General features: G+C 68.1%; 23 protein-coding genes. 15 read left to right on the forward strand and 8 right to left on the reverse strand.

The genetic code is table 11. The annotated features are described in order from the left end of the window. Position 1 precedes the first annotated feature (1 nt). On the forward strand, positions 2 to 388 hold the full coding sequence (locus tag AB0H49_RS10065) for a hypothetical protein (RefSeq protein WP_357249486.1): 387 nt from the start codon (positions 2 to 4) through the stop codon (positions 386 to 388). Continuing rightward, on the forward strand, positions 370 to 1,941 hold the full coding sequence (locus AB0H49_RS10070; RefSeq protein WP_357249489.1) for a multicopper oxidase domain-containing protein: 1,572 nt from the start codon (positions 370 to 372) through the stop codon (positions 1,939 to 1,941). The genes AB0H49_RS10065 and AB0H49_RS10070 overlap by 19 nt, the downstream gene beginning before the upstream one ends. Before the next feature lie 199 nt (positions 1,942 to 2,140). On the opposite strand, the gene AB0H49_RS10075 is transcribed toward AB0H49_RS10070, so the two are convergent. The 4 genes from AB0H49_RS10075 to AB0H49_RS10090 all read right to left on the reverse strand — a co-directional run bounded on the left by AB0H49_RS10075 (position 2,141) and on the right by AB0H49_RS10090 (position 6,367). Next, positions 2,141 to 2,803 carry a cutinase family protein gene (locus AB0H49_RS10075; RefSeq protein WP_355002740.1) on the reverse strand — a complete coding sequence of 221 codons (663 nt, stop codon included), beginning with the start codon at positions 2,801 to 2,803 and terminating at the stop codon, positions 2,141 to 2,143. A gap of 498 nt (positions 2,804 to 3,301) precedes the next feature. Beyond that, positions 3,302 to 4,168, reverse strand: a complete 867-nt coding sequence (locus tag AB0H49_RS10080; protein WP_357249492.1) for an expansin EXLX1 family cellulose-binding protein — start codon at positions 4,166 to 4,168, stop codon at positions 3,302 to 3,304. A 237-nt stretch (positions 4,169 to 4,405) separates the two neighbouring features. Continuing rightward, positions 4,406 to 5,659: a bifunctional 3,4-dihydroxy-2-butanone-4-phosphate synthase/GTP cyclohydrolase II gene (locus tag AB0H49_RS10085; protein WP_357249495.1), complete on the reverse strand. Its 1,254-nt coding sequence runs from the start codon at positions 5,657 to 5,659 to the stop codon at positions 4,406 to 4,408. Between the two features lie 72 nt (positions 5,660 to 5,731). Beyond that, positions 5,732 to 6,367, reverse strand: coding sequence for a PadR family transcriptional regulator (locus AB0H49_RS10090; protein WP_355002743.1), 636 nt, complete (start codon positions 6,365 to 6,367; stop codon positions 5,732 to 5,734). Positions 6,368 to 6,495: 128 nt separating this feature from the next. On the opposite strand from AB0H49_RS10090, the gene AB0H49_RS10095 reads away from it, so the two are divergent. The 3 genes from AB0H49_RS10095 to AB0H49_RS10105 all read left to right on the forward strand — a co-directional run bounded on the left by AB0H49_RS10095 (position 6,496) and on the right by AB0H49_RS10105 (position 10,026). Continuing rightward, entirely contained in the window at positions 6,496 to 8,130 is a 1,635-nt protein-coding gene (locus AB0H49_RS10095; RefSeq protein ID WP_357249498.1) for an MFS transporter, read from the forward strand. A gap of 143 nt (positions 8,131 to 8,273) precedes the next feature. Then, positions 8,274 to 9,203 carry a hydroxymethylbilane synthase gene (hemC, locus tag AB0H49_RS10100; RefSeq protein WP_355002745.1) on the forward strand — a complete coding sequence of 310 codons (930 nt, stop codon included), beginning with the start codon at positions 8,274 to 8,276 and terminating at the stop codon, positions 9,201 to 9,203. 241 nt (positions 9,204 to 9,444) lie between these two features. After that, positions 9,445 to 10,026 (forward strand): polymer-forming cytoskeletal protein, encoded by a 582-nt coding sequence (locus AB0H49_RS10105; protein WP_357249501.1) that lies wholly within the window; start codon positions 9,445 to 9,447, stop codon positions 10,024 to 10,026. A gap of 56 nt (positions 10,027 to 10,082) precedes the next feature. On the opposite strand, the gene AB0H49_RS10110 is transcribed toward AB0H49_RS10105, so the two are convergent. Further along, positions 10,083 to 10,922, reverse strand: a complete 840-nt coding sequence (locus tag AB0H49_RS10110; RefSeq protein ID WP_355002747.1) for an IclR family transcriptional regulator — start codon at positions 10,920 to 10,922, stop codon at positions 10,083 to 10,085. A gap of 241 nt (positions 10,923 to 11,163) precedes the next feature. Here AB0H49_RS10110 and AB0H49_RS10115 point away from each other — a divergent pair, with 241 nt between their 5' ends. The 7 genes from AB0H49_RS10115 to AB0H49_RS10145 all read left to right on the forward strand — a co-directional run bounded on the left by AB0H49_RS10115 (position 11,164) and on the right by AB0H49_RS10145 (position 17,089). Beyond that, positions 11,164 to 11,640 (forward strand): flavin reductase family protein, encoded by a 477-nt coding sequence (locus AB0H49_RS10115; protein ID WP_355002748.1) that lies wholly within the window; start codon positions 11,164 to 11,166, stop codon positions 11,638 to 11,640. Between the two features lie 114 nt (positions 11,641 to 11,754). Continuing rightward, positions 11,755 to 12,906, forward strand: coding sequence for a Rieske 2Fe-2S domain-containing protein (locus AB0H49_RS10120; RefSeq protein ID WP_357249504.1), 1,152 nt, complete (start codon positions 11,755 to 11,757; stop codon positions 12,904 to 12,906). Further along, positions 12,903 to 13,145: a hypothetical protein gene (locus AB0H49_RS10125; RefSeq protein ID WP_357249507.1), complete on the forward strand. Its 243-nt coding sequence runs from the start codon at positions 12,903 to 12,905 to the stop codon at positions 13,143 to 13,145. The genes AB0H49_RS10120 and AB0H49_RS10125 overlap by 4 nt, the downstream gene beginning before the upstream one ends. Positions 13,146 to 13,209: 64 nt before the next feature. Then, on the forward strand, positions 13,210 to 14,217 hold the full coding sequence (locus AB0H49_RS10130; RefSeq protein WP_357249510.1) for a ferredoxin--NADP reductase: 1,008 nt from the start codon (positions 13,210 to 13,212) through the stop codon (positions 14,215 to 14,217). Between the two features lie 13 nt (positions 14,218 to 14,230). Then, a complete protein-coding gene (locus AB0H49_RS10135) occupies positions 14,231 to 15,115 on the forward strand; it encodes a VOC family protein (protein WP_355002752.1) in 885 nt (294 codons plus the stop codon). 31 nt (positions 15,116 to 15,146) lie between these two features. Then, on the forward strand, positions 15,147 to 16,358 hold the full coding sequence (locus AB0H49_RS10140) for an LLM class flavin-dependent oxidoreductase (protein ID WP_357249513.1): 1,212 nt from the start codon (positions 15,147 to 15,149) through the stop codon (positions 16,356 to 16,358). Next, positions 16,358 to 17,089, forward strand: coding sequence for an alcohol dehydrogenase catalytic domain-containing protein (locus AB0H49_RS10145; protein ID WP_357249516.1), 732 nt, complete (start codon positions 16,358 to 16,360; stop codon positions 17,087 to 17,089). The genes AB0H49_RS10140 and AB0H49_RS10145 overlap by 1 nt, the downstream gene beginning before the upstream one ends. A 157-nt stretch (positions 17,090 to 17,246) precedes the next feature. Here the strand turns inward: AB0H49_RS10145 and AB0H49_RS10150 are convergent, their stop codons facing one another. Then, positions 17,247 to 17,567, reverse strand: coding sequence for a cupin domain-containing protein (locus tag AB0H49_RS10150; protein WP_355002755.1), 321 nt, complete (start codon positions 17,565 to 17,567; stop codon positions 17,247 to 17,249). A 63-nt stretch (positions 17,568 to 17,630) separates the two neighbouring features. On the opposite strand from AB0H49_RS10150, the gene AB0H49_RS10155 reads away from it, so the two are divergent. The 3 genes from AB0H49_RS10155 to AB0H49_RS10165 all read left to right on the forward strand — a co-directional run bounded on the left by AB0H49_RS10155 (position 17,631) and on the right by AB0H49_RS10165 (position 20,243). Further along, positions 17,631 to 19,040: a PLP-dependent aminotransferase family protein gene (locus AB0H49_RS10155; protein ID WP_357249519.1), complete on the forward strand. Its 1,410-nt coding sequence runs from the start codon at positions 17,631 to 17,633 to the stop codon at positions 19,038 to 19,040. A gap of 20 nt (positions 19,041 to 19,060) precedes the next feature. Beyond that, a complete protein-coding gene (locus AB0H49_RS10160) occupies positions 19,061 to 19,228 on the forward strand; it encodes a hypothetical protein (protein WP_357249522.1) in 168 nt (55 codons plus the stop codon). Positions 19,229 to 19,427: 199 nt separating this feature from the next. Beyond that, entirely contained in the window at positions 19,428 to 20,243 is an 816-nt protein-coding gene (locus tag AB0H49_RS10165) for an acyl-CoA thioesterase domain-containing protein (protein ID WP_357249525.1), read from the forward strand. 207 nt (positions 20,244 to 20,450) lie between these two features. Here AB0H49_RS10165 and AB0H49_RS10170 read toward each other — a convergent pair whose 3' ends face one another. Both AB0H49_RS10170 and AB0H49_RS10175 read right to left on the reverse strand, forming a co-directional pair. Further along, a complete protein-coding gene (locus AB0H49_RS10170; RefSeq protein ID WP_357249528.1) occupies positions 20,451 to 21,083 on the reverse strand; it encodes a glyoxalase in 633 nt (210 codons plus the stop codon). 274 nt (positions 21,084 to 21,357) lie between these two features. Continuing rightward, complete coding sequence (locus AB0H49_RS10175; protein ID WP_357249530.1) at positions 21,358 to 22,614, reverse strand: hypothetical protein; 1,257 nt, start codon at positions 22,612 to 22,614, stop codon at positions 21,358 to 21,360. Positions 22,615 to 22,839 lie beyond the last annotated feature (225 nt).

The raw sequence follows: 22,839 nt of genomic DNA on the forward strand, positions 1-22,839 counted from the left end.
CATGACCGAATCCCTTGCGACCCCGGCATTCTGGCCGCTAGCGCTGTTCCGAGCCGTCACCGCGGCGCAAGCGGCGCTTGTGCTGAGCCAAGCCTTTCTGGCGGGCGAGTTCCTGTCCGGGCACTTCGAAGCACTGGCCGCACACGGCCGCAATGGAGGTCTCGTCGCCCTGGCGATGGTCGTGCAGACCGTCGCCGCGATCCTGTTGTGGCGGCGCGGTTCCGGACCGTCCTGGCCGGTGCGGACCAGCCTCGTGCAAATCGTTCTCGCCGGTGCGCTGATCCCACTCGGCGAACAGCGGATCCTCGCGGTGCACGTGCCGCTGGCCGTGGGGCTGGCCATCGGCACCGCGCTGATGACGGTCTGGGCGTGGCGGTGGCACGCGTGAGCCGGATGAGCAGGCGCGGGTTGCTCGCGGCCGGTGCGGGTTTCGGTGTGGCGGCGACCTTGGGCGCGGCCGGTGTTCGGGGTGGCATGCTGCTCACACCGGGCCAACCCGGCCGGTTGCTGCCGAGCTCGGCGCCGCTGCCACCGGCGTTCCGAGTCCCACTGCCAGTTCCTCCCATCCTCGCTCCGGTGCGCACCGACTCGGAGGCGGATTACTACGAAATCATCCAGCGCGAAACGGATTTGGCGATACTTCCGGGCCTGCGCACCCCGGCGTGGACCTACGGCGGCAGCTTTCCCGGTCCGACGATTCGGGCGCGAGCGGGTCGCAAGTCGGTGGTGCGCCACCGCAACGAACTGCCGCATCCGGTGGTGGTGCACCTGCACGGCGGGCATACACCGGCCGACAGCGACGGTTACCCGATGGACGTCATCCTTCCGCGCGGCGACGCCGCGGCGCCGACCGCGCACCACGGCGAGCACGTGGCGACGCAGGTTTCCTACGGCGAGCGCGACTACCACTATCCGAACAACCAACGTGCGGCGACCCTTTGGTATCACGACCACCGGCACGGGTTCACCGGGCCCGCGGTCTGGCGCGGACTCGCCGGATTCCACCTGATCACCGACGACGAGGAAGCCGCACTTCCGCTGCCCACCGGGGAGCGCGACATTCCGCTGCTGGTCGCCGACCGTTCCTTCGCCGAGGACGGCTCGTTCGCCTACCCGCAGGCGGATCCGGCGCTGCGCGTCCCCGGTGTCACCGACGCATATATGAACGGCGTGCTCGGCGACGTCTTGCTCGTCAACGGCGCACCGTGGCCGCGCCTGGAGGTCGACCCGTCGCGCTACCGGTTCCGGCTGCTGAACGGATCCAACGCCCGCCGCTATCGGCTGTCGCTGGATCCGCCGCCGCCCGGCGGTGGCGGACTGGTTCGGATCGGCAGCGACGGCGGGCTGCTCGAAAGACCCGTCGCCGACGACGCGATCGACCTCTCACCTGGTGAAAGAGTCGATCTCGTAGTCGATTTCGCGCGCTACCGGCCGGGAACACTGGTGCGACTTCGCAACGAATTCGGGTCCGGGCGCACCACCGAGGTCATGCGCTTCGACGTCACCGGCTCACCGCGGCGCGACGACACCGCCATCCCGGAACGGTTGAGCCGCATCGACGCGCTGGACCCGAGCACGGCCGTCGCGGTGCGCACCTTCCACTTCCAACTGCGCGAGCACGGGTGGGCGATCAACGGCAAGCTCTACGCACCGGGCGAGCCGCTGGCTCGCCCGAAACTCGGCACGGTCGAGATCTGGCGCTTCCTCACCGATTTCCACCACCCGGTGCATGTCCACCTCGATCCGTTCCAGGTGATCGGCCGCAACAACCGCGCTCCGGGCCGCTTCGACGCGGGTTGGAAGGACACCGTCGACATCCACCCCACGGAGGCGGTCGAGGTCGCCGTCCGCTTCACCGACTACCCCGGCCCGTTCATGCTGCACTGCCACAATCTGGAGCACGAGGACATGGCGATGATGGCCGACTTCGTCACCGAATGACCGGTCAGCGCGGCGGATCCGGTTCGAAGAGGTTCGGCCCCGTTCGGAAACGGCGGCCGAGGAAAGGCGTTTCCAGCGCGTCGATTCCCTCGAATTCCGTTCGTGGACAGCAGCATTCTGCGGTCCACGCCGTCCGCGCACACGGCGATGGGGCCGGCGTCGCCGCCGACCCCACCTCCCGGATTTCCCGGTCCGATGCTCAGACGCGGACGGCCGCGAAGTTCGCGGCGAGCCACATCGCCCATCCGTAGTTGCCGTGCGCCCCCGGATCGAAACCGCCGCCGCACACCGGGTCACCGCCGGTGCAGTAGTTGGCGGTGCGCCAGGCGTACAACCCCGGCACGTTCCATCCGATCAGGCGGACCGGATCACCGAACAGCAGGACCGCGGCGATCCTCGACTCCAATTCGTAAGGCAGCGTGTACATGCCGGGCAGCGCGGTCACGATGCCGGTGCCGAGCACACCGTGCGTGACGACCGCGCCCTGCGAGTATCCGACCAGGATGAACCGCTGATCCGGGCACATCGCCGCCTGGGCCATGATGTGACCGGTCATGTCCCGCGTGCCGTCACTGATCGAGGACGGAACGAGCAGGTCCGCCGGGTAGTTCACTCGGTACGCCGTGGAGTCGACCGGAAGCGCCTGGAGCAGCGTGCCGTACAGTGGATCGCCCACCACACTGCCCAACCACCCCGGTTCCCCGGTGCCTCGGGCGACGACCACGTCCACCGCGGCGCACGCGTCCGCTGACGCTTGCGTGCCGAGACTTGTCGTTGCCCCGACCCCCACCACCAGCAGTAGCACCGCGAATGCCCTTGCCAGAGGTCGCTTTCGGAACAGAATTACCTTCCGGTTCGCCATGACGATCACCCACTCACGCCGTTGTGAGAAACCCGAGTGACGGTTGTCAGTGACAATCACTCGGCTATATCCGCGAAGGTAAGAGCGGCAGTGAGTTGCGTCAAGCAACTCGATCCAAGCGAGACCGAGTCATCGCACAATCGTTGTGCGACTGGGCCGCCCGGCGCATCGGGCACACGACGGCCCCAGAATCGCTGCGTCCGTGGAGGTTCACGGGCTCGATCCGCCCTACCCGAGGGATACCCCGGCGTCGATACGGTTATCCCACGAACTTCGCCCTGGGCCAGGGGTTCTTGCGCATCGCGCTGGGCGCTCGCAGTGCCTGAGCGAATTTTCCGCTCCGGGAGGAGTTGTCGCTCGGTTTCAGCGCGGGACCTCACATCCCCTCGAGGGCACTCGGTCTGCGTCGACCATGATGGTCCGCCATTCTGGGAGCCGCGCCAGGAGCAACTCGGTCCCGCGACGGATGCACGCTAGGGAACGCACAGCGGATGCACGCTAAGGAACACACAGCGCCGACGGGTCGGTGACCGCCGGTTGGCCCCGCACCCACGACGTCGCGGGCGGAACGACGGGTGTGGGCTCGACCGTGGCCGCGGTGTACAACCGCACGCCGGTCCGCTGTGCGCCGGAATCCATTGACACGCCGACGATCTCGGCCTCGTGTCCGTACGCGTCGGTGATCCGCGCGATGAACGGCCCCGATCCGGCCCCCACGAGGGTCCAGTAGTTGTCCTTCCCGCGCGTCAGCTCCCGCCACTGCGCGCCCTCCTCGTCGCGCAGCGCGACCTGACGAATCGGGTTTCCGGTGCCGGTGATCAGCATCGCGAGCCAGCCCGGCGTGGAGTCCGGCTTCACCACATAGCCGAGCTCGGGTGCGGGCTCCGGATTCCGGACCAGCCGATAGCTGACCTGCGCGACGCCGTCTGCGCGGTCGGCGATCCGGTCGAACGCGGCAGCACTCAGATCCAGCTGCCCCGGAGCACATCCCGGGCAACGGTCGGCGATGAGCACACGCACCGCCCCGAGCGGACCGCGCACGTCGAGATGCCCGCCGCACAAGTCGGCGCCGCCGAACTCCGCGGACGACAGGCCCGCGTAGAGCCCGTCGACAGGTAGGTCCTCGTAAGAGCAGGCGACGGTCGAGCTGGACGAGTAGTACCGCGCCTCGCCGGGCATCGGCGGCAGCGGCGGCGAATGCCGCGCGGGCACACCGGAACTGTTACCGGTTACCGGTGACCACGTCGGAAGGACCTGTCCACCGCCCGGCGCCGACTCGCACGAGACCGCCTCCGGCCGCACCGCCCACACCGCGACGCCGACCACCGCGATCACCGCGCCGACGGACGCCCACACCCAGCCCATCCGAAAACTACCCTGCTGTATCGGTATTCGGTGCACCGTCGTCTCCGGCTTCCGGCTCTCCCCACTCGCTGACTGTCGATCCTGTCTCGACTAGGAAACCAGCACATTTCGCCTCGCAGGGCCCGAACGGAAATTCTTCGCCGTGCTCGACTCGCACGCCGGCAATCCGCAAGCTAATAGCGGGCATTCGAGACTGGACGGACGCCCGTCACCGAAAAAGATTCGATCCGGCCTTCGTCAAGAGCTCGCCCGCTCCAGCTCGGCATCCATCTCGGACAGCTGGTGGTCCATCCGATCACGCTTGGCGCGCAGGTATCGGATGTTGTGCTCGGTCGGGGCGGATTGCAGCGGCAGCCTGCGAATCACGGCGATGCCGTGCTCCTCGAGTCCGGCCGCTTTGGCCGGGTTGTTGCTCAACAGGCGCACCGAGCGGATGCCCAGATCGGCGAGCACCTCCGCGCCCGCGGCGTAGCGGCGCGCGTCCACCGGCAGCCCGAGCGCGACGTTGGCCTCGACCGTGTCGGCGCCGCGGTCCTGAAGCTCGTAGGCGCGCAACTTGTTCAGCAGTCCGATGCCGCGCCCCTCCTGCCCGCGCAGGTACACCACCACGCCGCTGCCCTCCGCGGCGACCGCGCGCAGTGCGGCGTCCAGCTGATCGCCGCAGTCGCAGCGCAGCGAGCCGAGCGCGTCGCCGGTGAGACATTCGGAGTGCAGCCGCGCCAGCACCGCGTCCCGTCCCGGTTCGCCGAAGACCATGGCGAGCGATTCGGTTCCGGTGAGCTCGTCGCGGTAGCCGAGGAGCCGGAACTCGCCGTACTTCGTCGGCATCCCGGTCTGCACCACGCGCGTCACGGTCCGCTCGGCTCTGCGGCGGTACTCGATGAGGTCGGCGATCGAGATGATCGGCAGGCCGTGCGCGCGGGCGAACTCGCGCAGTTCCGGCAGCCTGGCCATGGCGCCGTCGTCGCGCACGATCTCGGCGATCACCCCGGCGGGGCGCAGTCCGGCGAGACGGGCCAGATCCACCGCCGCCTCGGTGTGCCCCGGCCTGCCGAGCACGCCGCTCGGGTGGGCGCGCAGCGGAAAGACGTGGCCGGGGCGGGTCAGATCGTTCGCCCTGGTACGCGCGTCGGCGAGCAGGCGAAGCGTGCGGGCGCGGTCGGCGGCCGAGATTCCCGTGCTGACGCCGTGCGCCGCGTCGACCGACACGGTGTACGCGGTGCCCTTCGGGTCCTCGTTGACCGGGGTCATCGGCGGCAGCGACAGGCGGTCCAGATCGGGTCCCGCCATCGGGGCGCACAGCACGCCGCTGGTGTGGCGAACCAGGAACGCGATGGACTCCGTGGTCGCCAGCTCGGCGGCGAGGATCAGATCGCCCTCGTTCTCCCGGTCCTCGTCGTCCACGACGACCGCCATCCCGCCCGCGGCGATCGCGGCGATCGCCGTCTCGACCGGATCCAACGTCCGCTGTCCTGCGAATTCGGTACCCATGACCACCTCCTATATGACTAGTAGAAATATTCCTAATCGATATAGGAAGCGGCAGTCCCGCTCAGTGGGCGCTCAGGACGCGCGGCGCCCCTTGCCCTTGGCGGGACGCTTCGGGCGCTGCCCGGCCGCGAGCTTGTCGACGTCGGCGAGCAGTTCCTTGGCGAAGTCGCGTTCGGCCTCGTAGTGGCGCACACACCAGCGCAGCACGGCACCCGGGTAGGCCCAGTCCGGATTCTCCTCGGCGCCCTCGGCGTCCACCTCGGCGAGCTTGCGCATCCGCTCGGCGTAGCCGATGTGTTCGGTGAGAATCTCGCGCAGCCGCTCCGGTTCGGCGAAATGGCCGAGCCAGGCGCGCAGCATCACGCTGTGCTTGAGGACGGGCGCCTCCACCGGCGCGTGGTTCACCCAGTGCGCGGCGGCTTCGCGACCCGCCTCGGTGATGGCGTACATCCGCTTGCCGCGCACCCCGTCGTCCTGCAGCACCGTCCGCGACGTGGCGTAACCGTGCTTCTCCAGCCGCTTGAGCTCGGCATAGATCTGGCTGAACGACGGGCTCCAGTAGAAGAACTGCAGGCTCCAGTCGGCCCACTTCTTCAGGTCGTAGCCGGACAGTTCCTCGGCGTGCGAGAGCATTCCGAGCACGGCCCAGCTCGTCGTCGGCAGGTCGGGAACCCCGGCGTCGGCGGGGACAGGCTTGGCTTCGGTCACGCTAGGACTATATCGCTTAGGCATATAACGGGTGAGAAATCCCGTTGAGTGGGATTCGCGCGGCATCGATCCACCGCCGATGTGACAGGTTTCACAACACGTATCACCTGAACATCGGAGGGCGATCCATGTCCACCATTCCCCGCGACCCCGCGACTACCGAAAGTCCGGGCGTCGTAACCGAATCCATAGACGACACCGGACGACTCGACGGCGCGTCGCGCGGCCGCATCTTCGCCGTGCTCGCGGTCATCGTGCTGTTCACCGAGGTCGCCCCGATGCAGTACACGATCGTCGCCGCGGCCCTGCAGAAGATCGCGCCGACCTTTCCCGGTGTCGGCGCGAACATCAACTGGGCCATCATCGTTTTCGGCCTGATCGGCGCCGCCGCGTCGCCACTGATCGGCAAGATGAGCGACGTCTGGGGTAAGAAGCGGATGTTCCTCGTCTGCGGCGTGCTGTTCATGCTCGGCTGCCTGCTCGACGCGGTCACCTCGAACTGGGCGCTGTTCCTGATCGGGCGCGGCCTGCAGGCCACCGCCATCGCGACCGCGGTGATCGCCTACGGCCTGATCCGGGACCTGTTGCCGCGCAAGTATGTTCCGCTCGGCCTCGGCATCACCGCCACCGGCCTCGGGCTCTCGGCCATCGCGGGTCCGCTGCTCGGCGGCTTCCTGGTGGACAACTACAGCTGGCGCGCCATCTTCTGGGCCCTCGCCGGGTTCACGCTGCTGATGCTGCCGCTGGTCTGGTTCGTGGTGCCGGAGTCCAAGCTGCGGGTGCCCGAGCGCATCGATATCGTCGGCGCGGTGCTGCTGTCCGCGGGCGCCGGTCTGACCCTGATCTACCTGGACAAGGGCCACGACTGGGGCTGGGGCAGGCCGACCACGCTGGCCTGGCTGGCGGCAGGGCTCGCGCTGCTGGTGCTGTTCGTGGTGATCGAGACCCGGGTCAGCAGGCCGATCATGGACATGCGTCTGCTGTTCCACCCGCGGGTGGCCTTGGTGCTCGCGGGCGCGCTGTTCGCGTCGTTCCTGATCGGCGTGCAGTCCTACGCGCTCGGCTACATGACGCAGACGCCCGACCAGGCCACCGTCACCGCGGGCGTGCAGCAGGCGACGCTGGCCCAGATCCAGCAGCAGACCGGACACCCGATGCCGCCGGAGGCCGTGCAGGTGCTGCTCGATCCCGGGTACAGCTACGGAAACGGTTACACGCTAATGGAATTCGCGGTGCGCATCGCGCTGCTGCAAGCCGTGCTCGCCATGCTCTGCGGCGCGCTGGCCGGTGCGCTGGCCCGCAGGATCGGCGCCAGGATTCCGCTGATCGCCGCGCTCGCGCTGTTCGTCGGCGCGGGAGTCTGCTACGCCGTGCTGCCGCACACCTGGGTGGTGTTCCTGTGGGTCAGCGCCGCGTTCGGCATCGGGTTCGGTTTCTATTACGCGGCCATGCCGATCCTCATGGTCGAGGCCGTCCCGCAGGAACAGCAGGGCATCAGCCTCGGCATGCTCGGGGTCATGCAGTCCATGGGCGTGGCGATCGGGTTGGCGATCGTCACCGCGTTCCTCAACGCCAGTCCGATGCGGGCGCTGGTCACCGTCGCCGGTCAGCCGACGCCGCCGAGCCCGATTCCCGATATCTTCGGTGACCGCGGCTACGAGCTGGGGTTCTGGATCGCGGCGGGCGCCTCGGCGCTCGCGCTGCTGATCGCGCTGGTCATGCGGCACGGCCGCACACCGGCGACCGGCGGCACCGCGTACTGAGTCGCGGGGCGGGGGCTGGGTCACCGGCCCCCGCCGCTCGCGATCAGCCCGGTTGGGTGTTCCCGAGGACGCGATACTCCCGCAGGTCAACCTGCCCCCGCCCTCGCTATCGGGGCGCACACCCCCGGAGTAGTGTGCACGCCATGTCGCGGACGCGCATCATTCGCATCGCCACCCGATCCAGCCCCATGGCGCTCGCGCAGGCCGAGCACGTGGCGGCGCTGCTCGCCGGGCTGGGGGTGGACAGCGAGCTGGTCAAGGTCACCACCGCGGGCGACCGCTGGATGGGGGATCTGTCGAAACTCGGTGGCAAGGGCGCCTTCGTCAAGGAGATCGACCTCGCGCTGCAGACCGACCAGGCCGACCTCGCCGTGCACTGCCTCAAGGACATCCCCGGCGACATCCCGGTGCCGGAGGGCTTGGCCTTCGCCGGATTCCTGGCCCGCGAGGACGTGCACGACGCGGTGATCACCGCGAGCGGCGCGAAGCTCGCGGAGTTGCCGGAGGGCACCGTGGTCGGCACCAGCTCGGTGCGCCGAAAGGCGCAGCTGAATCTGCACTTCCCGCACCTCACCGTGAAACCGTTGCGCGGCAACGTGAACACCCGCCTGGCGCGACTCGAAGAGGGGCACGTCGACGTGCTCATCGCGGCGGTGGCTGGACTGCACCGGGTCGGCCAGGAACACCGCATCACCGAGATTCTCGACCTCGACACCATGTGCCCGCCGATCGGCGCGGGCGTCATCACGCTGGAATGCCGCGCCGACGACGCCTGGCTGCTCGACGTCGGCGGCGAACTCGACCATCCGGAAACGCACCGGCACGCCGACGCCGAACGCGCCATGCTGCACGCCCTCCAGGGCCACTGCAACTCGCCCATCGCCGGTTACGCCACCACCGACCCCACGGGCCGACTCACCTTGCACGGCAAGGTCTTCAACAGCGACGGCAGCCGCTGGCTCGACGCGAAACACTGGGGCGTGCCGGAGGACCCGCAAGCCCTCGGCTTCTTCGTCGGCGCCGACCTGCTCCGCCAGGGCGCCCGCGCCCTCATCGATTCCATCCCGCACTAGGCCCTGTCTCGAAGTCCGGCCGGATACATCCGTGACTCAGATCGTCGCCTGGCGAAACTCGGGACACGTTGGCGGCCAGAGGATTCCAAGGCGGTGTCGTATCACGCGGCGTCGGATCTGTTGCCGGGCACGACATCCGGCGGCCGCGGTGAGGAACTTCCCCGCCCGGCGATGGAAGCGATAGTGTCTTCAACGCATTGGGGTAAGAGGAGTGGCAGTGGCGGACGAGTCGATCGAATCGTTGAGCGAGACCGGGCGCGCGGAGCGGGCGACGGAGGCGGATCTGGAGAAGATACTCGACGAGGATATTCGCTCATGCCTCGATGACGACACCCTGGTGCACCGCGGCGACTTGCGGATCGACGGGGATCTCGGCATCTACGACGGCGCGCTCCTCGTGATCGGAAACCTCTCTGCGACAGGCTCGGTCGCCACCGACGAGACCGGCAGCCTCATCGTGACCGGCTCGGTCGAGTGCAGGCATCTGTACCTCGAGGGCAATCTCGAGATTCAGGGGAACGCGACGATGCGGGGCGTCGTCTACGGCTTCTACGAAGCGGGGATCTCCGGGGTGTACGGGACGACGAAAGCCAAGGTCGGCCTCATCGGGAATCACTGCTGGGAGTGCCCGAACGAGGAGTACGAGGTCGGAGGCACGTTCTCGAACTTCCGCGAGGGAAGCTTCACCGGCGATACGGAAGCGCTCCGCCAGACGGTCGGCGAACGTGCCTTCCAGGGGCTCGGCACGTTGCTCGGCGTGAGCCAGGAGGAACCGAAGGAACGAAACTCCGCATGGGGGCTCTCGCTGTTTCGCGATATGTGACCCGAATCCCGATATCCGCGCGCCGCCGGAATCGGATTGTCCTCACGCCGAACGACTCAGCGCCAGCGCGCGTGCCGCGGGAACAGCGCGCGACCCGCCTCGTGCGCGACCTCCACGAGAACCCGCGCCAGCCGCGCGGTATCCAACGCGGGCCGCTCCCCGCTGACCTGCCCCGACAGCGACAGCGCTGCCACCGCGGCCCCGCGTCCGCGCACCGGCACAGCCACACACGCGATTCCGCTGACCGACTCCTCGTTGTCCACGGCCACACCCTGGCGGTGCCGGATCCGGTTCAGCTCCCGGTGCAATTCGCCTCTGTCGCAGACGGTTCGGGCGGTCAGCTGGGGCATCCGGTCACGGAACGACGCCTCGACGATGCTGGGTTCCAGCGTCGCGAGCAGCGCCTTGCCCAGCGCCGTGCTGTGCGCGGGCATGCGGCCGCCGAGACGGGTGGGGATGGTCGCGGCCAGGCGTCCACCCGCCTTGTCGAGATAGAGCACCTCGCGTCCGTCGAGCACGCCGAGGTGTCCGACCATCCCGGTGCGCTGACACAGATCGTGCAGCAGCGGGCTCACCACATCGCGAATCTCGTTGTGGTCGGCGGCGAGTCCGCCGAGTTCCAGCGTGCGCATGCCGAGGCGGTAGCCGCCGGGGGCGTGCGCGAGCCAGCGCAGGCGGATCATCTGATCGAGGATGCGGTGCACCGTGGAGCGGGGTAGCCCGGTGCGTTCGGCGAGGCCGAGCAGCGTCAAAGTCGGTGTCGCGCCGTCGAACGCATCTAGGATCAGCGTCATTCGTTCGATCATCGACACCGGCGGCTGGGCCGGCTTGGCGGTCGCACGACCCGAACCTGTCCACTCGCCGGACTCGGGATGGGTCAACATCTCGACCGTCATGGCTCACCTCCATTGTGTAGCGAATCAAGCTTAGAAGTATTTCTATTAGGCATGTGCAGTTTCGGCACAAGTGTTTGTGTCTCCCATCACAGTGCCGCGCCATCGTCGACCCTGAATCCCGGAAACTACGGAGATCGGTACGGATCTTCTCGGTAGCCGGAATCCGTGCTTGACACTCCGGGCACCCCGCCGCCTACGGTCATGACGAAACGGAATATTTCTAGTCGAAACTAGGAGCACCATGGCCGTCGATCTCGACTTCAAGGCCGTCCTGGGCCGGTTCTGCACCGGCATCACCGCGATCACGGCACTCGCCGACGATCAGCCGCTGGGCTTCGCCTGCCAGTCGTTCTCCGCGCTGTCGCTGGATCCGCCCGCGGTCGCCCTCTTCCCCGCCCGCACGTCCACCACCTGGCCGCGCATTCGCGAGGTCGGCCGGTTCTGCGTCAACATCCTGGCCCACGACCAAGAAGACGTGTGCAGGCAGTTGGGTCGCAGCGGCCAGGACAAGTTCGCCGATCTGCGCTGGCGCCGCTCCCCCAACGGCTCGCCGCTGCTGGAGGGCTCCATCGCCTGGATCGATTGCACCCTCGACCGGGAGGTCGACGGCGGCGACCACACCATCGTCGTCGCGCACGTCACCGAGCTGAGCGAACACCGCGAGGCCGCGCCGCTGCTGTTCTACCGGTCCGGCTACGAGCGGCTCGCGGTGGTCTGAGCGTCCTCCCGATCAGTGGGACCACGCCTACCGGCGCCGCGAGCGCCGTCACAGCATCGAAATAGCCCGGAACGACATAGGCCTGAGCGAAATACCTCTGGAGGACCCGACATCATGAGCACGGCGAACACCGACGATCAGGTGCGCGTGATCGACACCGGCGCCCCGCCCGCACGCTACGCGCGCGGGTGGCACTGCCTCGGCCTCGCCGACAGCTTCCGCGACGGACAGCCGCACACCATCACCGCGTTCGGCACCGAACTGGTGGTCTTCGCGGGCACCGACGGCACGCTCAACGTGCTCGACGCCTACTGCAGGCACATGGGCGGCAACCTCGGCGACGGCAACATCAAGGGCGACACCATCGCCTGCCCGTTCCACGACTGGCGCTGGAAGGGCAACGGCCGCTGCGCCGCGATCCCCTACGCGCGCCGGGTGCCGCCGCTGGCCCGCACCAAGGCGTGGACCACCCTCGAACAGAACCGGCAGCTGTTCGTCTGGCACGACCCGGAGGGCAACCCGCCGCCGGAGGACATCACCATCCCGCGCATCGAGGGCGCGTTCAGCGACGAGTGGAGCGACTGGACCTGGAACCAGATCGTCATCGACGGCGCGAACTGCCGCGAGGTCATCGACAACGTGGTCGACATGGCGCACTTCTTCTACGTGCACTTCGCCTTCCCGACCTATTTCAAGAACGTCTTCGATGGCCACATCGCCAGCCAGTACATGACCTCCATCGGCCGCGAGGACATGCAGGGCGAGCTGGCCAAGGAGGCGGGCGGCAAGAACGTGCTGCACTCCGAGGCGCACTACTACGGCCCCTCCTACATGATCGACAACCTGGTCAACGAGTCCAACGGCCAGACCGTGGAGGCGGTGCTGATCAACTGCCACTACCCGGTGACCCCGACCAAGTTCGTGCTCCAGTACGGCGCGATCGTCAAGAAGCTGCCCGGTCTCGCGCCCGAGGAAGCCGACGCGATGGCGGTGCGGTTCGCGGGCAGCCTGGGCCGCGGCTTCGAGCAGGACGTGGCGATCTGGAAGCGCAAGACCCGCATCGACAACCCGCTGCTGTGCGAGGAGGACGGGCCGGTCTACCAGCTGCGGCGCTGGTACGAGCAGTTCTATCGGGACGTCGCCGAGGTGGACGAGAAGATGACCGCCCGTTTCGAATTCGAGGTCGACACCACCCGCGCGATCACCGCGTGGGAGGCCGAGGTCGCCGACAACCTGGCCGCCCAGCGCGCGAGCAGCGGGGCGTGAGCGGGAGCGCCATGGACGCTGTCATCTGCCAGGCCTGCGGAAACCGCGTCGCCGTCGTGAAATTCAGTCCGGCGCACACGAGCGTGCAGTGGACCGCCGCCGCCGTCGGACAGTGCGCCGAACTCGGCAGCAACGGTGACGGACCCGTCCCCGGCTGCGCCGCGCTGCGTCGCAGCATCGACAACGCCGTCATCGCGGGCGCGCTGGGGCTCAGCACTCGAGAGGAGGATCTGCTGTGAGGGAGCGAAACCTACTCGCGGCAGCTCTGCCCACGGCCGAGTCGAGCGCTGGCGAGGTGAGGCGGTGAGCGTCCGGTTGCGCGTGGCGCGCGTGATCGCCGAGACCGCCGACGCGGTGTCGCTGGAACTGGTTCCCGAATCCGGCCCGCGGCCCGCGTACCGGCCGGGGCAGTTCCTCACGCTGCGGATCCCGAGCGACCGCACTGGTTCGGTGGCGCGCTCGTACTCGCTGTCCAGCGCGCCCCACGAGGACGGTCCGCTGAAGGTCACCGTCAAGCGGACGGCGGGTGGTTACGGCTCGAACTGGTTGTGCGACAACGCCGCCGAGGGCATGGATATCGAAAGCCTGCCCCCGGCGGGCGTGTTCACACCGGCCTCGCTCGACGACGATCTGTTGCTGCTCGCGGCGGGCAGCGGCATCACGCCCGTGCTGTCCATCCTGAAATCGGCGCTGGCGCGGGGACGGGCACGTTGCACGCTGATCTACGCCAACCGAGACGAGCGCTCGGTGATCTTCGCCGGTGAACTGGCGAAACTGGCCGCGGCGCACCCGGACCGGCTGACGGTCGTGCATTGGCTGGAATCGGTGCAGGGATTGCCCTCGGCGGGTCAGCTGGCGACGCTGCTCGCGCCGTGGGCGGACCGCACGGTCTTCGTGTGCGGGCCGGAGCCTTTCATGGACGCCGTCGAGTCGGCGGCGGCCGAACTCGGCGTCGATCGCGTGCACTCGGAGCGGTTCGTCTCGATCACCGGCGACCCGTTCGCCCCGGTGTCCACCGCAGACACCATCACTGAGGATGCCGCCGCCGTCACCGTCGAGATCGACGGCGAGACACACGAACTCGGCTGGCCGCGCGAGACGGTGCTGCTGGATGTGCTGCTCGCCCGCGGCATCGAGGCACCCTACTCCTGCCGCGAGGGCGCGTGCAGCGCGTGCGTGTGCCGTCTGGCCGACGGCGAGGTGAAGCTGCTGCGCAACGACGTATTGGAGAAAGAAGACCTGGCCGACGGCTATGTGCTCGCCTGCCAGGCGATTCCGGTCACCGACACGGTCCGGATCACCTATGACTGAGGAGAACCACCCCATGGCTGTCATCAGCTCGCTCGGCTATGTGAAGGTCGCCGTCAGCGATCCGCACGCCTGGCGCACCTTCGCCTTCGACGTGATGGGCTTCGCCGAGGGCAGCGGTCCCGACCCCGACGCGATCTACCTGCGGATGGACGAGCGCGGCGCCCGCTTGGTGCTGGTGCCGGGCGATACCGACAAGGTGCTCGCCGTCGGCTGGGAGGTCCGCGATCATCGCGCGCTGACCGCCGCGCGAGACGCGGTACGGGCGGCGGGGATCGAGGTCACCACGCTCTCGGTCGAGGAGTCCGACGCGCGTCGCGTCGAGGAGGCGATCGCCTTCACCGACCCGGCGGGCACGCCCGTCGAGGTGTTCCACGGCCCGGTGCTCGACCACAGTCCGGTGGTCACCCAGCACGGAAACCGTTTCGTCACAGAGGGTCTCGGCCTCGGGCACGTGGTGCTGCCGGTGCCGGATCTGGACGTCGCGTTCCGCTTCTACACCGACGTGCTCGGCTTCCTGCCGCGCGGCGCGTTCCGGCTGCCGACCCCGCCGGAGTACGGACCGATGCGGGTGCGGTTCCTCGGCGTCAACCAGCGCCACCACAGTCTGGCGCTGATCCCTTCCGGCGGGAAGGAGGGCTCCGGACTGGTGCACATCATGGTCGAGGTCGACGCGCTCGACGATGTGGGCCGCGCGCTGGACCGGGTCGGCAAGGCCGGCTACCACCTGTCCTCCACGCTGGGCAGGCACACCAACGACAAGATGATCTCCTTCTATGTCCGCACGCCCGGCGGCTGGGATCTGGAATACGGCACCGAGGGGCTGCTGGTGGACGAATCCACCTACACCGCGGAGGAGATCACCGCGGACAGCTACTGGGGACACGACTGGTCGCGCTGACTCGCGCGAACCCGAAGTCAGGACAACTGAATTGAGCGACACCGCATCGTCCGGACCCTCCCGGTTCGGCTTCTTCCTCGCCCCGTACCACCCGCTGACCGGCAATCCCACGCTGCAACTACAGCGCGATCTGGAGTTGGTGGAGCTGGCCGACCGGCTCGGTTACGCGGAAGCCTGGGTCGGCGAACATCATTCGGCCGGGCTGGAGATCATCGCGGCTCCCGAGGTTTTCCTCGCGGCCGCGGCGCAGCGCACCAGCCGCATCCGGCTCGGCACCGGCGTGAACTCGCTGCCCTATCACCAGCCGCTGATGCTCGCCGACCGGCTCTGCCTGCTCGATCACCTCACCATGGGCCGCACCATGATGGGCGTCGGCCCCGGCCAGCTGGCCACCGACGCGGCCATGCTCGGGATCGATCCGGTGCGGCAGCGGGACATGATGCACGAGTCCATGGCCGTGCTCGTGCGGCTGCTGCGCGGGGAGACGGTGACCGCCGAGACCGACTGGTTCCGGCTCGGCGAGGCACGGCTGCAGCTGCTGCCCTACCAGCCCGGCGGCATGGAAATGGCTGTGGCCTCGACCATTTCGCCTTCCGGTGCGGTGCTGGCCGGTCGGCACGGCGCCGGGCTGCTTTCGCTGGCCGCCTCGGATCCCAGCGGCTACGAGGCGCTGGTGCCGAACTGGAAGGTCTACGAGAAGACCCTGCTCGAGCACGGGCACACCGTGGACCGATCGCGATGGCGGCTGGTCGCCCCGATGCATCTCGCGGAGACGCGGGAGCAGGCGATGCGGGACGCCGAGTGGGGCGTCGGGCACCTGGTCGACTACATCGAAAAGCTCAGCGGCCGGACCGCGCCGTGGGGGCAGTCGCCGCGAGATGCCGTGCGGCAGTGGGTCGGTGAGGGGTTTCCGGCCTTCGGCCGCGCCACCATCGGCACTCCGGACGACGCGATCACCACCATCGAGAAGCTGACCGAGCAGTCCGGCGGCTTCGGGACCTTCCTGCTGCTCGGGCTCAACGTGGCGGACTGGGAGGCGACTCAACGTTCGGCGCGACTGTTCGCCGAGCACGTGATTCCGCATTTCACCGGCGCCAACCGCAACCGGATCGCGTCTTTGGAGTGGGCCGACGCCAACAGCGAGCGCATGATCGGCGGTTTGCAGGCTGGCATCCAGAGCGCCTTCGACAAACACGGGAAGACGCTGGCCGCCGCGCTCGGCGCCGACGAGGAGGGCCGCTGATGCGCGCGGTGGTGATGCGGGATCGCCGCCTGGTCGTCGACGAGGTGGCCGATCCGGTGCCCGGTCCCGGCCAGGTGCTGGTGGAGACGGTGGCTTGCGGGATCTGCGGATCCGACAAGCAGGCACTGGATTGCACCGACGACTTCCTCCAGGCCTCACGGGACAGCGGTGTGCCGACCTTCGAGTTCGATCCGACCCGGGATGTGGTGCTCGGCCACGAGATCGCCGCCCGCGTCGTCTCGGCCGGGCCGAACACGCCGCACGAGCCCGGACAGCTCGTGGTCGCCCTGCCGTGGGCGGTCGACCACGCGGGACGGATCCACGGTGTCGGATTCTCCAACGAGTTCCCCGGCGGTTACGGCGAGCGAATGGTCTTGCAGGCCATGGCCCTCGAACCGATCCCCGAGCACGTGCCGCCGCAAGCCGCCGCGCTGACCGAGCCGCTCGCCGTCGGCTTCGGCAACGTGGCGCGCACCGGGATCGGACCGTCCGGATCGGGCATCGTGATCGGTTGCGGCCCCGTCGGTTTGGGCGCGGTGGCCGCGCTCGCCGAACGCGGCGTCGCACCCATCGTCGCCTCGGATCCGTCGAAACTGCGGCGCGACACGGCCTTACGACTCGGTGCGCACCGCGTCGTCGACCCGGCGGTTTCCGATCCGATCGAAGTCTGGCGCGAGGCCGCATCGCCGACGGCACCATCGACGCAGCCTCCCTCATCACCGCCGAGGTAGGCCTCGACGGCGTACCCGCCGCCATCGAATCCCTCCGCAACCCGGACGCCCACATCCAAATCCTGGTCCGCCCGGATCTGTGAGAGGAACGTGCGTCGGGCCCTCACCTCTGCCCGGGCCCGACGCACGCATGGCCGTACGCAGCCGCCCGTAGTATTCAGTTGCCGTATTGCTTTGTTTCGGGCCGCTCGATCATGATGCCGTGCGCCGGTTCCTCGGCAACCGGCCGATGCTCGACTCCGCGGGGAACGACGAAGATTTCGCCGGGACCGAGCGTCACCGACTCGCCGTCTTGCAATTCGATGCGGAAGGTTCCGCTCCAGCACAGGAACAGCTCGTCCTCCTCGTGGTGGTGCCAGGGGAACGCACCGTGGAAGCGGGCGATGCGCACCACGGCGTCGTTGACCGTGGCCAGGTCCCGCGGTTGCCATGGTCCGACCAGGTCGTCGACGACATCGGTGACGGAGATCTTGTTCATGGGTTCATCCTCACGGCGGCAGGGTCGTGGTCCTAGAGCCAATCGAGGCAGAATGGTTTGCGTATGGAGCCAATTGAACTCGCCGACCGGCTCGGTCGGTGGTCCGCCGACCGCGGGCCGTTGTATCTGCTGCTGGCCGGGCGATTGCGGACGTTGATCGATGACGGTGAGCTGCGGTCGGGCATGCGATTGCCGCCGGACCGCAGGCTTGCGAAAGCACTTGCGGTGGGGCGCAGCACGGTCGTGGCGGCCTACGACCTGCTCAGTATGGAGGGTCGGGTGGTGCGCAGACAGGGCAGCGGCACCGAGGTCGCGGGACCCGCAGCGCTCCCGGCCCGGGAGACCACTCATTCTCCGGCCTTTCTGCAGTTGCTCGAGCCGGAGGCCGATGTCATCGCTCTCGCCTGCGCCGCACCTGCGACACCGCCGCCCGAGGTCGCTGAGGCGTATCAGCGCATCCTGCCCGAACTCGCCGCGGTCGACGGCGACATCGGTTATCGGCCGATCGGACATCCACTGTTGCGCACCATGATTGCCGATCGATATCTGGCACGTGGCGTGCCGACCGATCCGGAGCAGATACTGGTCACCGGCGGCGGACAGCAGGCGCTGTCGTTGCTCGCCCACGCACTGCTCCGGCCTGGCGACCGGGTTCTGGTGGAGGCTCCGACCTATCCCGGCGCGCTGGAGGCGTTTCGGGCGGTCGCGGCGGTGCCGCGAACAGGTCCGGTAGGCCTCGGCGCGGTGACCACTGCGGCGCTCGCCTACGTCGTGGCGACCTACCAGAACCCCACGGGCGCGGTGCTTCCCGCGCTGGCGCGGCGGACACTCGTCGAATCCGCGAGAACAGCCGGGGTGCCGCTGATCGATGACGAGGTGCTGACGGAACTCGGATTTCCGGGAACTGATCCGCCACCACCGCCGTTGGCTGCCCACGACGAGTCCGTGATATCCATCGGTTCGCTCAGCAAGATCGTCTGGGGCGGCCTGCGTGTCGGCTGGGTGCGCGCACCGTCCCCGGTCATCGCCCGGTTGGCTCGGCTACGCGCTGTGCACGATCTCGGCGGCAACATCCCCGCTCAGTTGGCCGCTGCCTGGCTGCTTCGTGATCTGGACGCGCTGCGTGAACGAATCACACAGCAGCGCAAGGAGAGCCACGACATCCTGGTGACCGAGCTGACCGAGCGCCTACCGGAATGGGAGGTTCCTACAGTGTCCGGCGGCCAGACACTGTGGATCCGCCTGCCCCGCGGGGATGGCACCTCGTTCGCCCAGCGCGCCCTGCGACATGGTGTCGCGATCCTGCCCGGCGCCGGTCTCGACGCCTCCGGCGGCAGTATCGATCACTTCCGCATCAGCTTCGTCGCCGACCCCGACAACCTGCGCGAGGCCGCACGACGCTTGGCCGAGGCCTGGCGAACCTACGAACCACCTGACCACCCCTCCGCGGGATCACCCCCACTGGCCGTCTAGACCGTTTCACGCGCGCTCACATGCAGCCGGACACCCGCTGGAGCCGCCAGAATCGCAGAGATGCGTGCCAGATCATCATGCGCCCCGGCATCGGCTGGATCATGCCCTTCGCCCTCCCCCGTGTGATGCAGCGAATGGCCGACGACCTCGCCGACTACGCCGTAGGAGCGCCCGATCCCACACCATGAGCACCGGTGCTACGGCGGTCGATAGCGCATCCGCTCCCCAAACGATCTGGCGCCAGCGAAGTTTCGGTTCAACGAGACGTCTACCCGGCATGTCGGCCAGGACAGGCTGGTGGTGACCATTCCACTTCCGGTGGGCATTCAACCTGTAACGTGTTCCACTTCTGTTCGACCAAACGGTCCAAGAGGGGAATCAACGCGGATGGTGAGTTTCTTCGTCAGACAGAATGACCAACTCGTAGCCGAGAAGCTCGCGGTCAGTCCATGGGCACCGGACAAGCTGAGCGGAACAGGTGTCTGTGGTCTACTCGCCCGCGAGATCGAGACCCACTGCCCCGACGGATTCGTTCCAGCGCGACTCACCGTGGACCTGCACCAGCCGGTCGCCAATGCGGCGTTCGACATGCGTAGCAGGGTGGTCCGCCGGGGTTCGCGGATCGCGGTCGTCGACGCCGCCATGGTGCAAGACGGCCAGGAACGAGCTCGGGCCTCAGCGGTGTACCTGATCACCGGCGACGAGCCTCCCGGGCGGGTGTGGAGTTCGGCCGAAGACCTGCCGATGCCTCCGCAGGGCTGCGTGCTGCCGGAGGGCTCGCCGCCACTGTTCAAAAGCGGTGAGCGCGAATGGACTTCCGATTTCGCGGCGAATCAGAACGCCGAGCGCAAGGTCTCCTGGCACAGCCTGCCGCCGCTGGTGGCCGATGAGCCGATCACCCCGTTCCAGCGCGCCGCGATCCTCGGCGACGCGACGAACCACGTGTGCCACTGGGGATCCGAAGGCGCCGGCTACATCAACGCCGACGTCACCGTGGCCCTCTCGCGCCTCCCGATCGGCTACGAACTCGGCCTTCGCGCCGACAACACCATCGCCGCCGACGGCATCTCCATCGGAAGCGCCACCCTCTACGACCGCACCGGCCCCGTCGGCACTTGCGTGGTGACCACGCTGTCCAACGCACGCCGTCGAATCGACTTCGCGACCACTACCAGCGCGGGACTCGCCGACGAACCGCACTGACTCCATTTTCGTAGATCTTCCACAGGTACTGCTGTTCACCCACCGTAAGCACTCGGCGGCGGTCTTCTTTCGTCATCGCGCGATGCTGTTGCGGGTCCGCGAATCCCGGCTATGCATTTTGTTGAGCGTTGATCGCCGAGACGTGGCGGCCCCGATGCAGCCTGCGCTTCAAGCCAGCAGACGCCGCTCGGCCCCAACCCAATCGGCTCAGGCCGGGGTGGCTTCCCACTCGAACCCGTCCGGGTCGGTGAACGACCCGAGACCGCTGCCGATGACGATGCGGTGCGACCCGGAGCCCTCCGGGGAGACGCCCGCATCCTTGGCGGCGGCACGGCGCCCGTAGAGCGCCAGTTTGACCGACGACGGCGGGGTGTCGAACTCTACGTACTTGCTGCCGAAGCTCTTCCCGACAACCAAGCCGCGGTCGACGTAGAACTGCTTGGTCGCCTTGACGTTGTCCACCCCGAAGAGCACGACGAAATCGTCGATCTCCCGGGTGGCAGGCCCGGTGTCCTTCTTCGCCGACGTCGCGATCTTCCAAATCGCCCCGTCGGGTGCCTGAACGACGCCGCCATACCCCCAGAAGCTCTTCTTGGCCGGCTTCAGCGTCGTCGCTCCTGACTCGAGGGCGGTCCCGATGAGGCTGTCGACGGTACTCGGCTGGGACACCACGAGCGACAGGATGAAGCCACGGAAGCCGGTCGTCAGCGTCTCCGAGGCGCGGAATCGAACTTTGTCGCCGAGACCGAACGCGGCGTCGTAGAAGTTGGCGGCAGCCGCCGGGTCGGTAACCTCGAGGATGACGGCGTCGATGGTGGTCTGATCAATGGTGCTGTTCATGGCGATAACGCTAGTTCCGGCCCGATGACCGGCGCTTCTCGATTCCTGACCGATAAAGCCTCTACCACCGCCGACCTGGGCATTTCTTGGGCACCCCCCTGCCTTCTACGATTTGCACACGACCCACAGCCCGAGTGCCGCTGCCGAACATTTCCGATGCCGACCAGAAACCCGGATCGGGGAGGCATGCGGGCTCGAGTTCGGCCACCATCCGGCAATCGGCCCGGGTTCGCGACCTTCGACGTCGAACCCGGGCCGCGTTACTCGCGCAGAGTCACTGCGGGGAGCGGATTTCGACCGCGGAATGCAGTGTCGCCGTGAGCAGTTCGATGCGACGCTGCTCCTGTGCGGCGGTCTGCGGCTGATGGTGGATTTCGATGCTCAACCGGCCGTCGTAGGTGCTGATGACGCAGGTGTTGGCCGCGGGCCTGCGCCCGGTTCGGTCCGGCTTCGCGATGAAGATCGAGCGGAAGTCGTCGATACGCAGATCCTTCTGCGAGGGCAGTTGCGGCACCCTGCCCCAGTTCGTCGCCACCACCATCCCCGGAATCCTGGGTGGACCCGCCGCCGCCACATCGGGGATCTGCAGGGGCGTCTGCTGCACGAACCCCGAGGCCACGGCGCCCCGCAAGGTATCGCAGACACCGCGGGCCAGGCCGATCAGGGTGGTCCCCGCTTCCGCACTCGGGACATAGTTCGCGAATCCCAGCACGTCGGTGCCGTCGGTCAAGCCGATCGGCGGGCTGACCCTGGCGCGTAGATCGACGGAGTACAAGTACATGAGCTCGGTCAGCGGCAGTGCCCGAACCTCTGCCTCCATCAGCAGGATCGCCGCGGACACCAGCCCGTGCATCGTCACCTGTTCGCGGTGCCCGAGATCGACCAGCCGCGCCGTCGCCTCCTCACTCAGACGGCATCGCGTCGTCTGGGGCATCGGATATCCCGGGGCGATGTCGTCCGGTGCGAGCGCGGCGGGGATTGCCGCGGACTGCGGAGCCGGTGCGGCCGCAGCCGGATTCGGGAACTTCTCGATGCCACGGGCGGCCAGCAGCACCTCCACCGGATCCGGATAGGGATGGACCTCCGCCACCAGTGGACGGCCCTCTGCGGCAGCACGATAGAACGACCACAGATCGCCGAGGATGGCGAGGGAGTGGTACGCATCTGCCACACTGTGATGGATCACCAGCGTGACGCTCGCGGTGTCGCCGTCGCGGACCACACACAGCGCACCGACCGCTACGCTCTGATCGAACTTCGCGCCCGCGAGCAGCTGCTCCGGATCACCGTCGACCACCGAGATTTCCGGCGCAGCCCCCGGCGAAGCCACCAGGACATGCCCGCCGGTCCCGGTGGCTTCGAGACGAGCGCCCAGAATGGGATAGGCGCGAACGACGGCGTCGAATGCCGTCGACAACGCGCTCAGGTCCAATCGGCCGGACACCCGAGTCGAGTAGCCGACGAAGACCTCACCGAAGGCGAACATCTGTTCGCTCGGCGCCAGCGGGCGTATGACGCTTGCTGTGGACATGTAGTTCCCTTCAGATATTGCGTATCTCCCCCGGAGAACCGAGCCACCATCCACATGTCCGAGCCTGTGGTCGCCCCCGCCGTCGCTACCCCGAATCCCCGGGTGCTGCCGAGTCTTTCAGGTCTCGAGGCTCGCCGTTGCGGCAATTCCCACATCCGCTGTAAGCGCAACCCGTCGGCGACAGCGGCGCCACGCGCCGCGCCGCTGTCCCGGACGACACTGTGT

Source organism: Nocardia sp. NPDC050713 (genome assembly GCF_040654315.1).
Classification (GTDB): Bacteria; Actinomycetota; Actinomycetes; order Mycobacteriales; family Mycobacteriaceae; genus Nocardia.

What these genes read in the sequence shown, in the direction of transcription:
- AB0H49_RS10095 (WP_357249498.1), top strand. Translation starts at nt 6,496, where the DNA reads ATGTCCACCATTCCCCGCGACCCCGCGACTACCGAAAGTCCGGGCGTC.
- AB0H49_RS10075 (WP_355002740.1), bottom strand. Translation starts at nt 2,803, where the DNA reads ATGGCGAACCGGAAGGTAATTCTGTTCCGAAAGCGACCTCTGGCAAGG.
- AB0H49_RS10175 (WP_357249530.1), bottom strand. Translation starts at nt 22,614, where the DNA reads ATGTCCACAGCAAGCGTCATACGCCCGCTGGCGCCGAGCGAACAGATG.
- AB0H49_RS10135 (WP_355002752.1), top strand. Translation starts at nt 14,231, where the DNA reads ATGGCTGTCATCAGCTCGCTCGGCTATGTGAAGGTCGCCGTCAGCGAT.
- AB0H49_RS10170 (WP_357249528.1), bottom strand. Translation starts at nt 21,083, where the DNA reads ATGAACAGCACCATTGATCAGACCACCATCGACGCCGTCATCCTCGAG.
- AB0H49_RS10110 (WP_355002747.1), bottom strand. Translation starts at nt 10,922, where the DNA reads ATGACGGTCGAGATGTTGACCCATCCCGAGTCCGGCGAGTGGACAGGT.
- AB0H49_RS10160 (WP_357249522.1), top strand. Translation starts at nt 19,061, where the DNA reads ATGCAGCCGGACACCCGCTGGAGCCGCCAGAATCGCAGAGATGCGTGC.
- AB0H49_RS10065 (WP_357249486.1), top strand. Translation starts at nt 2, where the DNA reads ATGACCGAATCCCTTGCGACCCCGGCATTCTGGCCGCTAGCGCTGTTC.
- AB0H49_RS10155 (WP_357249519.1), top strand. Translation starts at nt 17,631, where the DNA reads ATGGAGCCAATTGAACTCGCCGACCGGCTCGGTCGGTGGTCCGCCGAC.
- AB0H49_RS10085 (WP_357249495.1), bottom strand. Translation starts at nt 5,659, where the DNA reads ATGGGTACCGAATTCGCAGGACAGCGGACGTTGGATCCGGTCGAGACG.
- AB0H49_RS10080 (WP_357249492.1), bottom strand. Translation starts at nt 4,168, where the DNA reads ATGGGCTGGGTGTGGGCGTCCGTCGGCGCGGTGATCGCGGTGGTCGGC.
- AB0H49_RS10145 (WP_357249516.1), top strand. Translation starts at nt 16,358, where the DNA reads ATGCGCGCGGTGGTGATGCGGGATCGCCGCCTGGTCGTCGACGAGGTG.
- AB0H49_RS10115 (WP_355002748.1), top strand. Translation starts at nt 11,164, where the DNA reads ATGGCCGTCGATCTCGACTTCAAGGCCGTCCTGGGCCGGTTCTGCACC.
- AB0H49_RS10150 (WP_355002755.1), bottom strand. Translation starts at nt 17,567, where the DNA reads ATGAACAAGATCTCCGTCACCGATGTCGTCGACGACCTGGTCGGACCA.
- hemC (WP_355002745.1), top strand. Translation starts at nt 8,274, where the DNA reads ATGTCGCGGACGCGCATCATTCGCATCGCCACCCGATCCAGCCCCATG.
- AB0H49_RS10165 (WP_357249525.1), top strand. Translation starts at nt 19,428, where the DNA reads ATGGTGAGTTTCTTCGTCAGACAGAATGACCAACTCGTAGCCGAGAAG.
- AB0H49_RS10120 (WP_357249504.1), top strand. Translation starts at nt 11,755, where the DNA reads ATGAGCACGGCGAACACCGACGATCAGGTGCGCGTGATCGACACCGGC.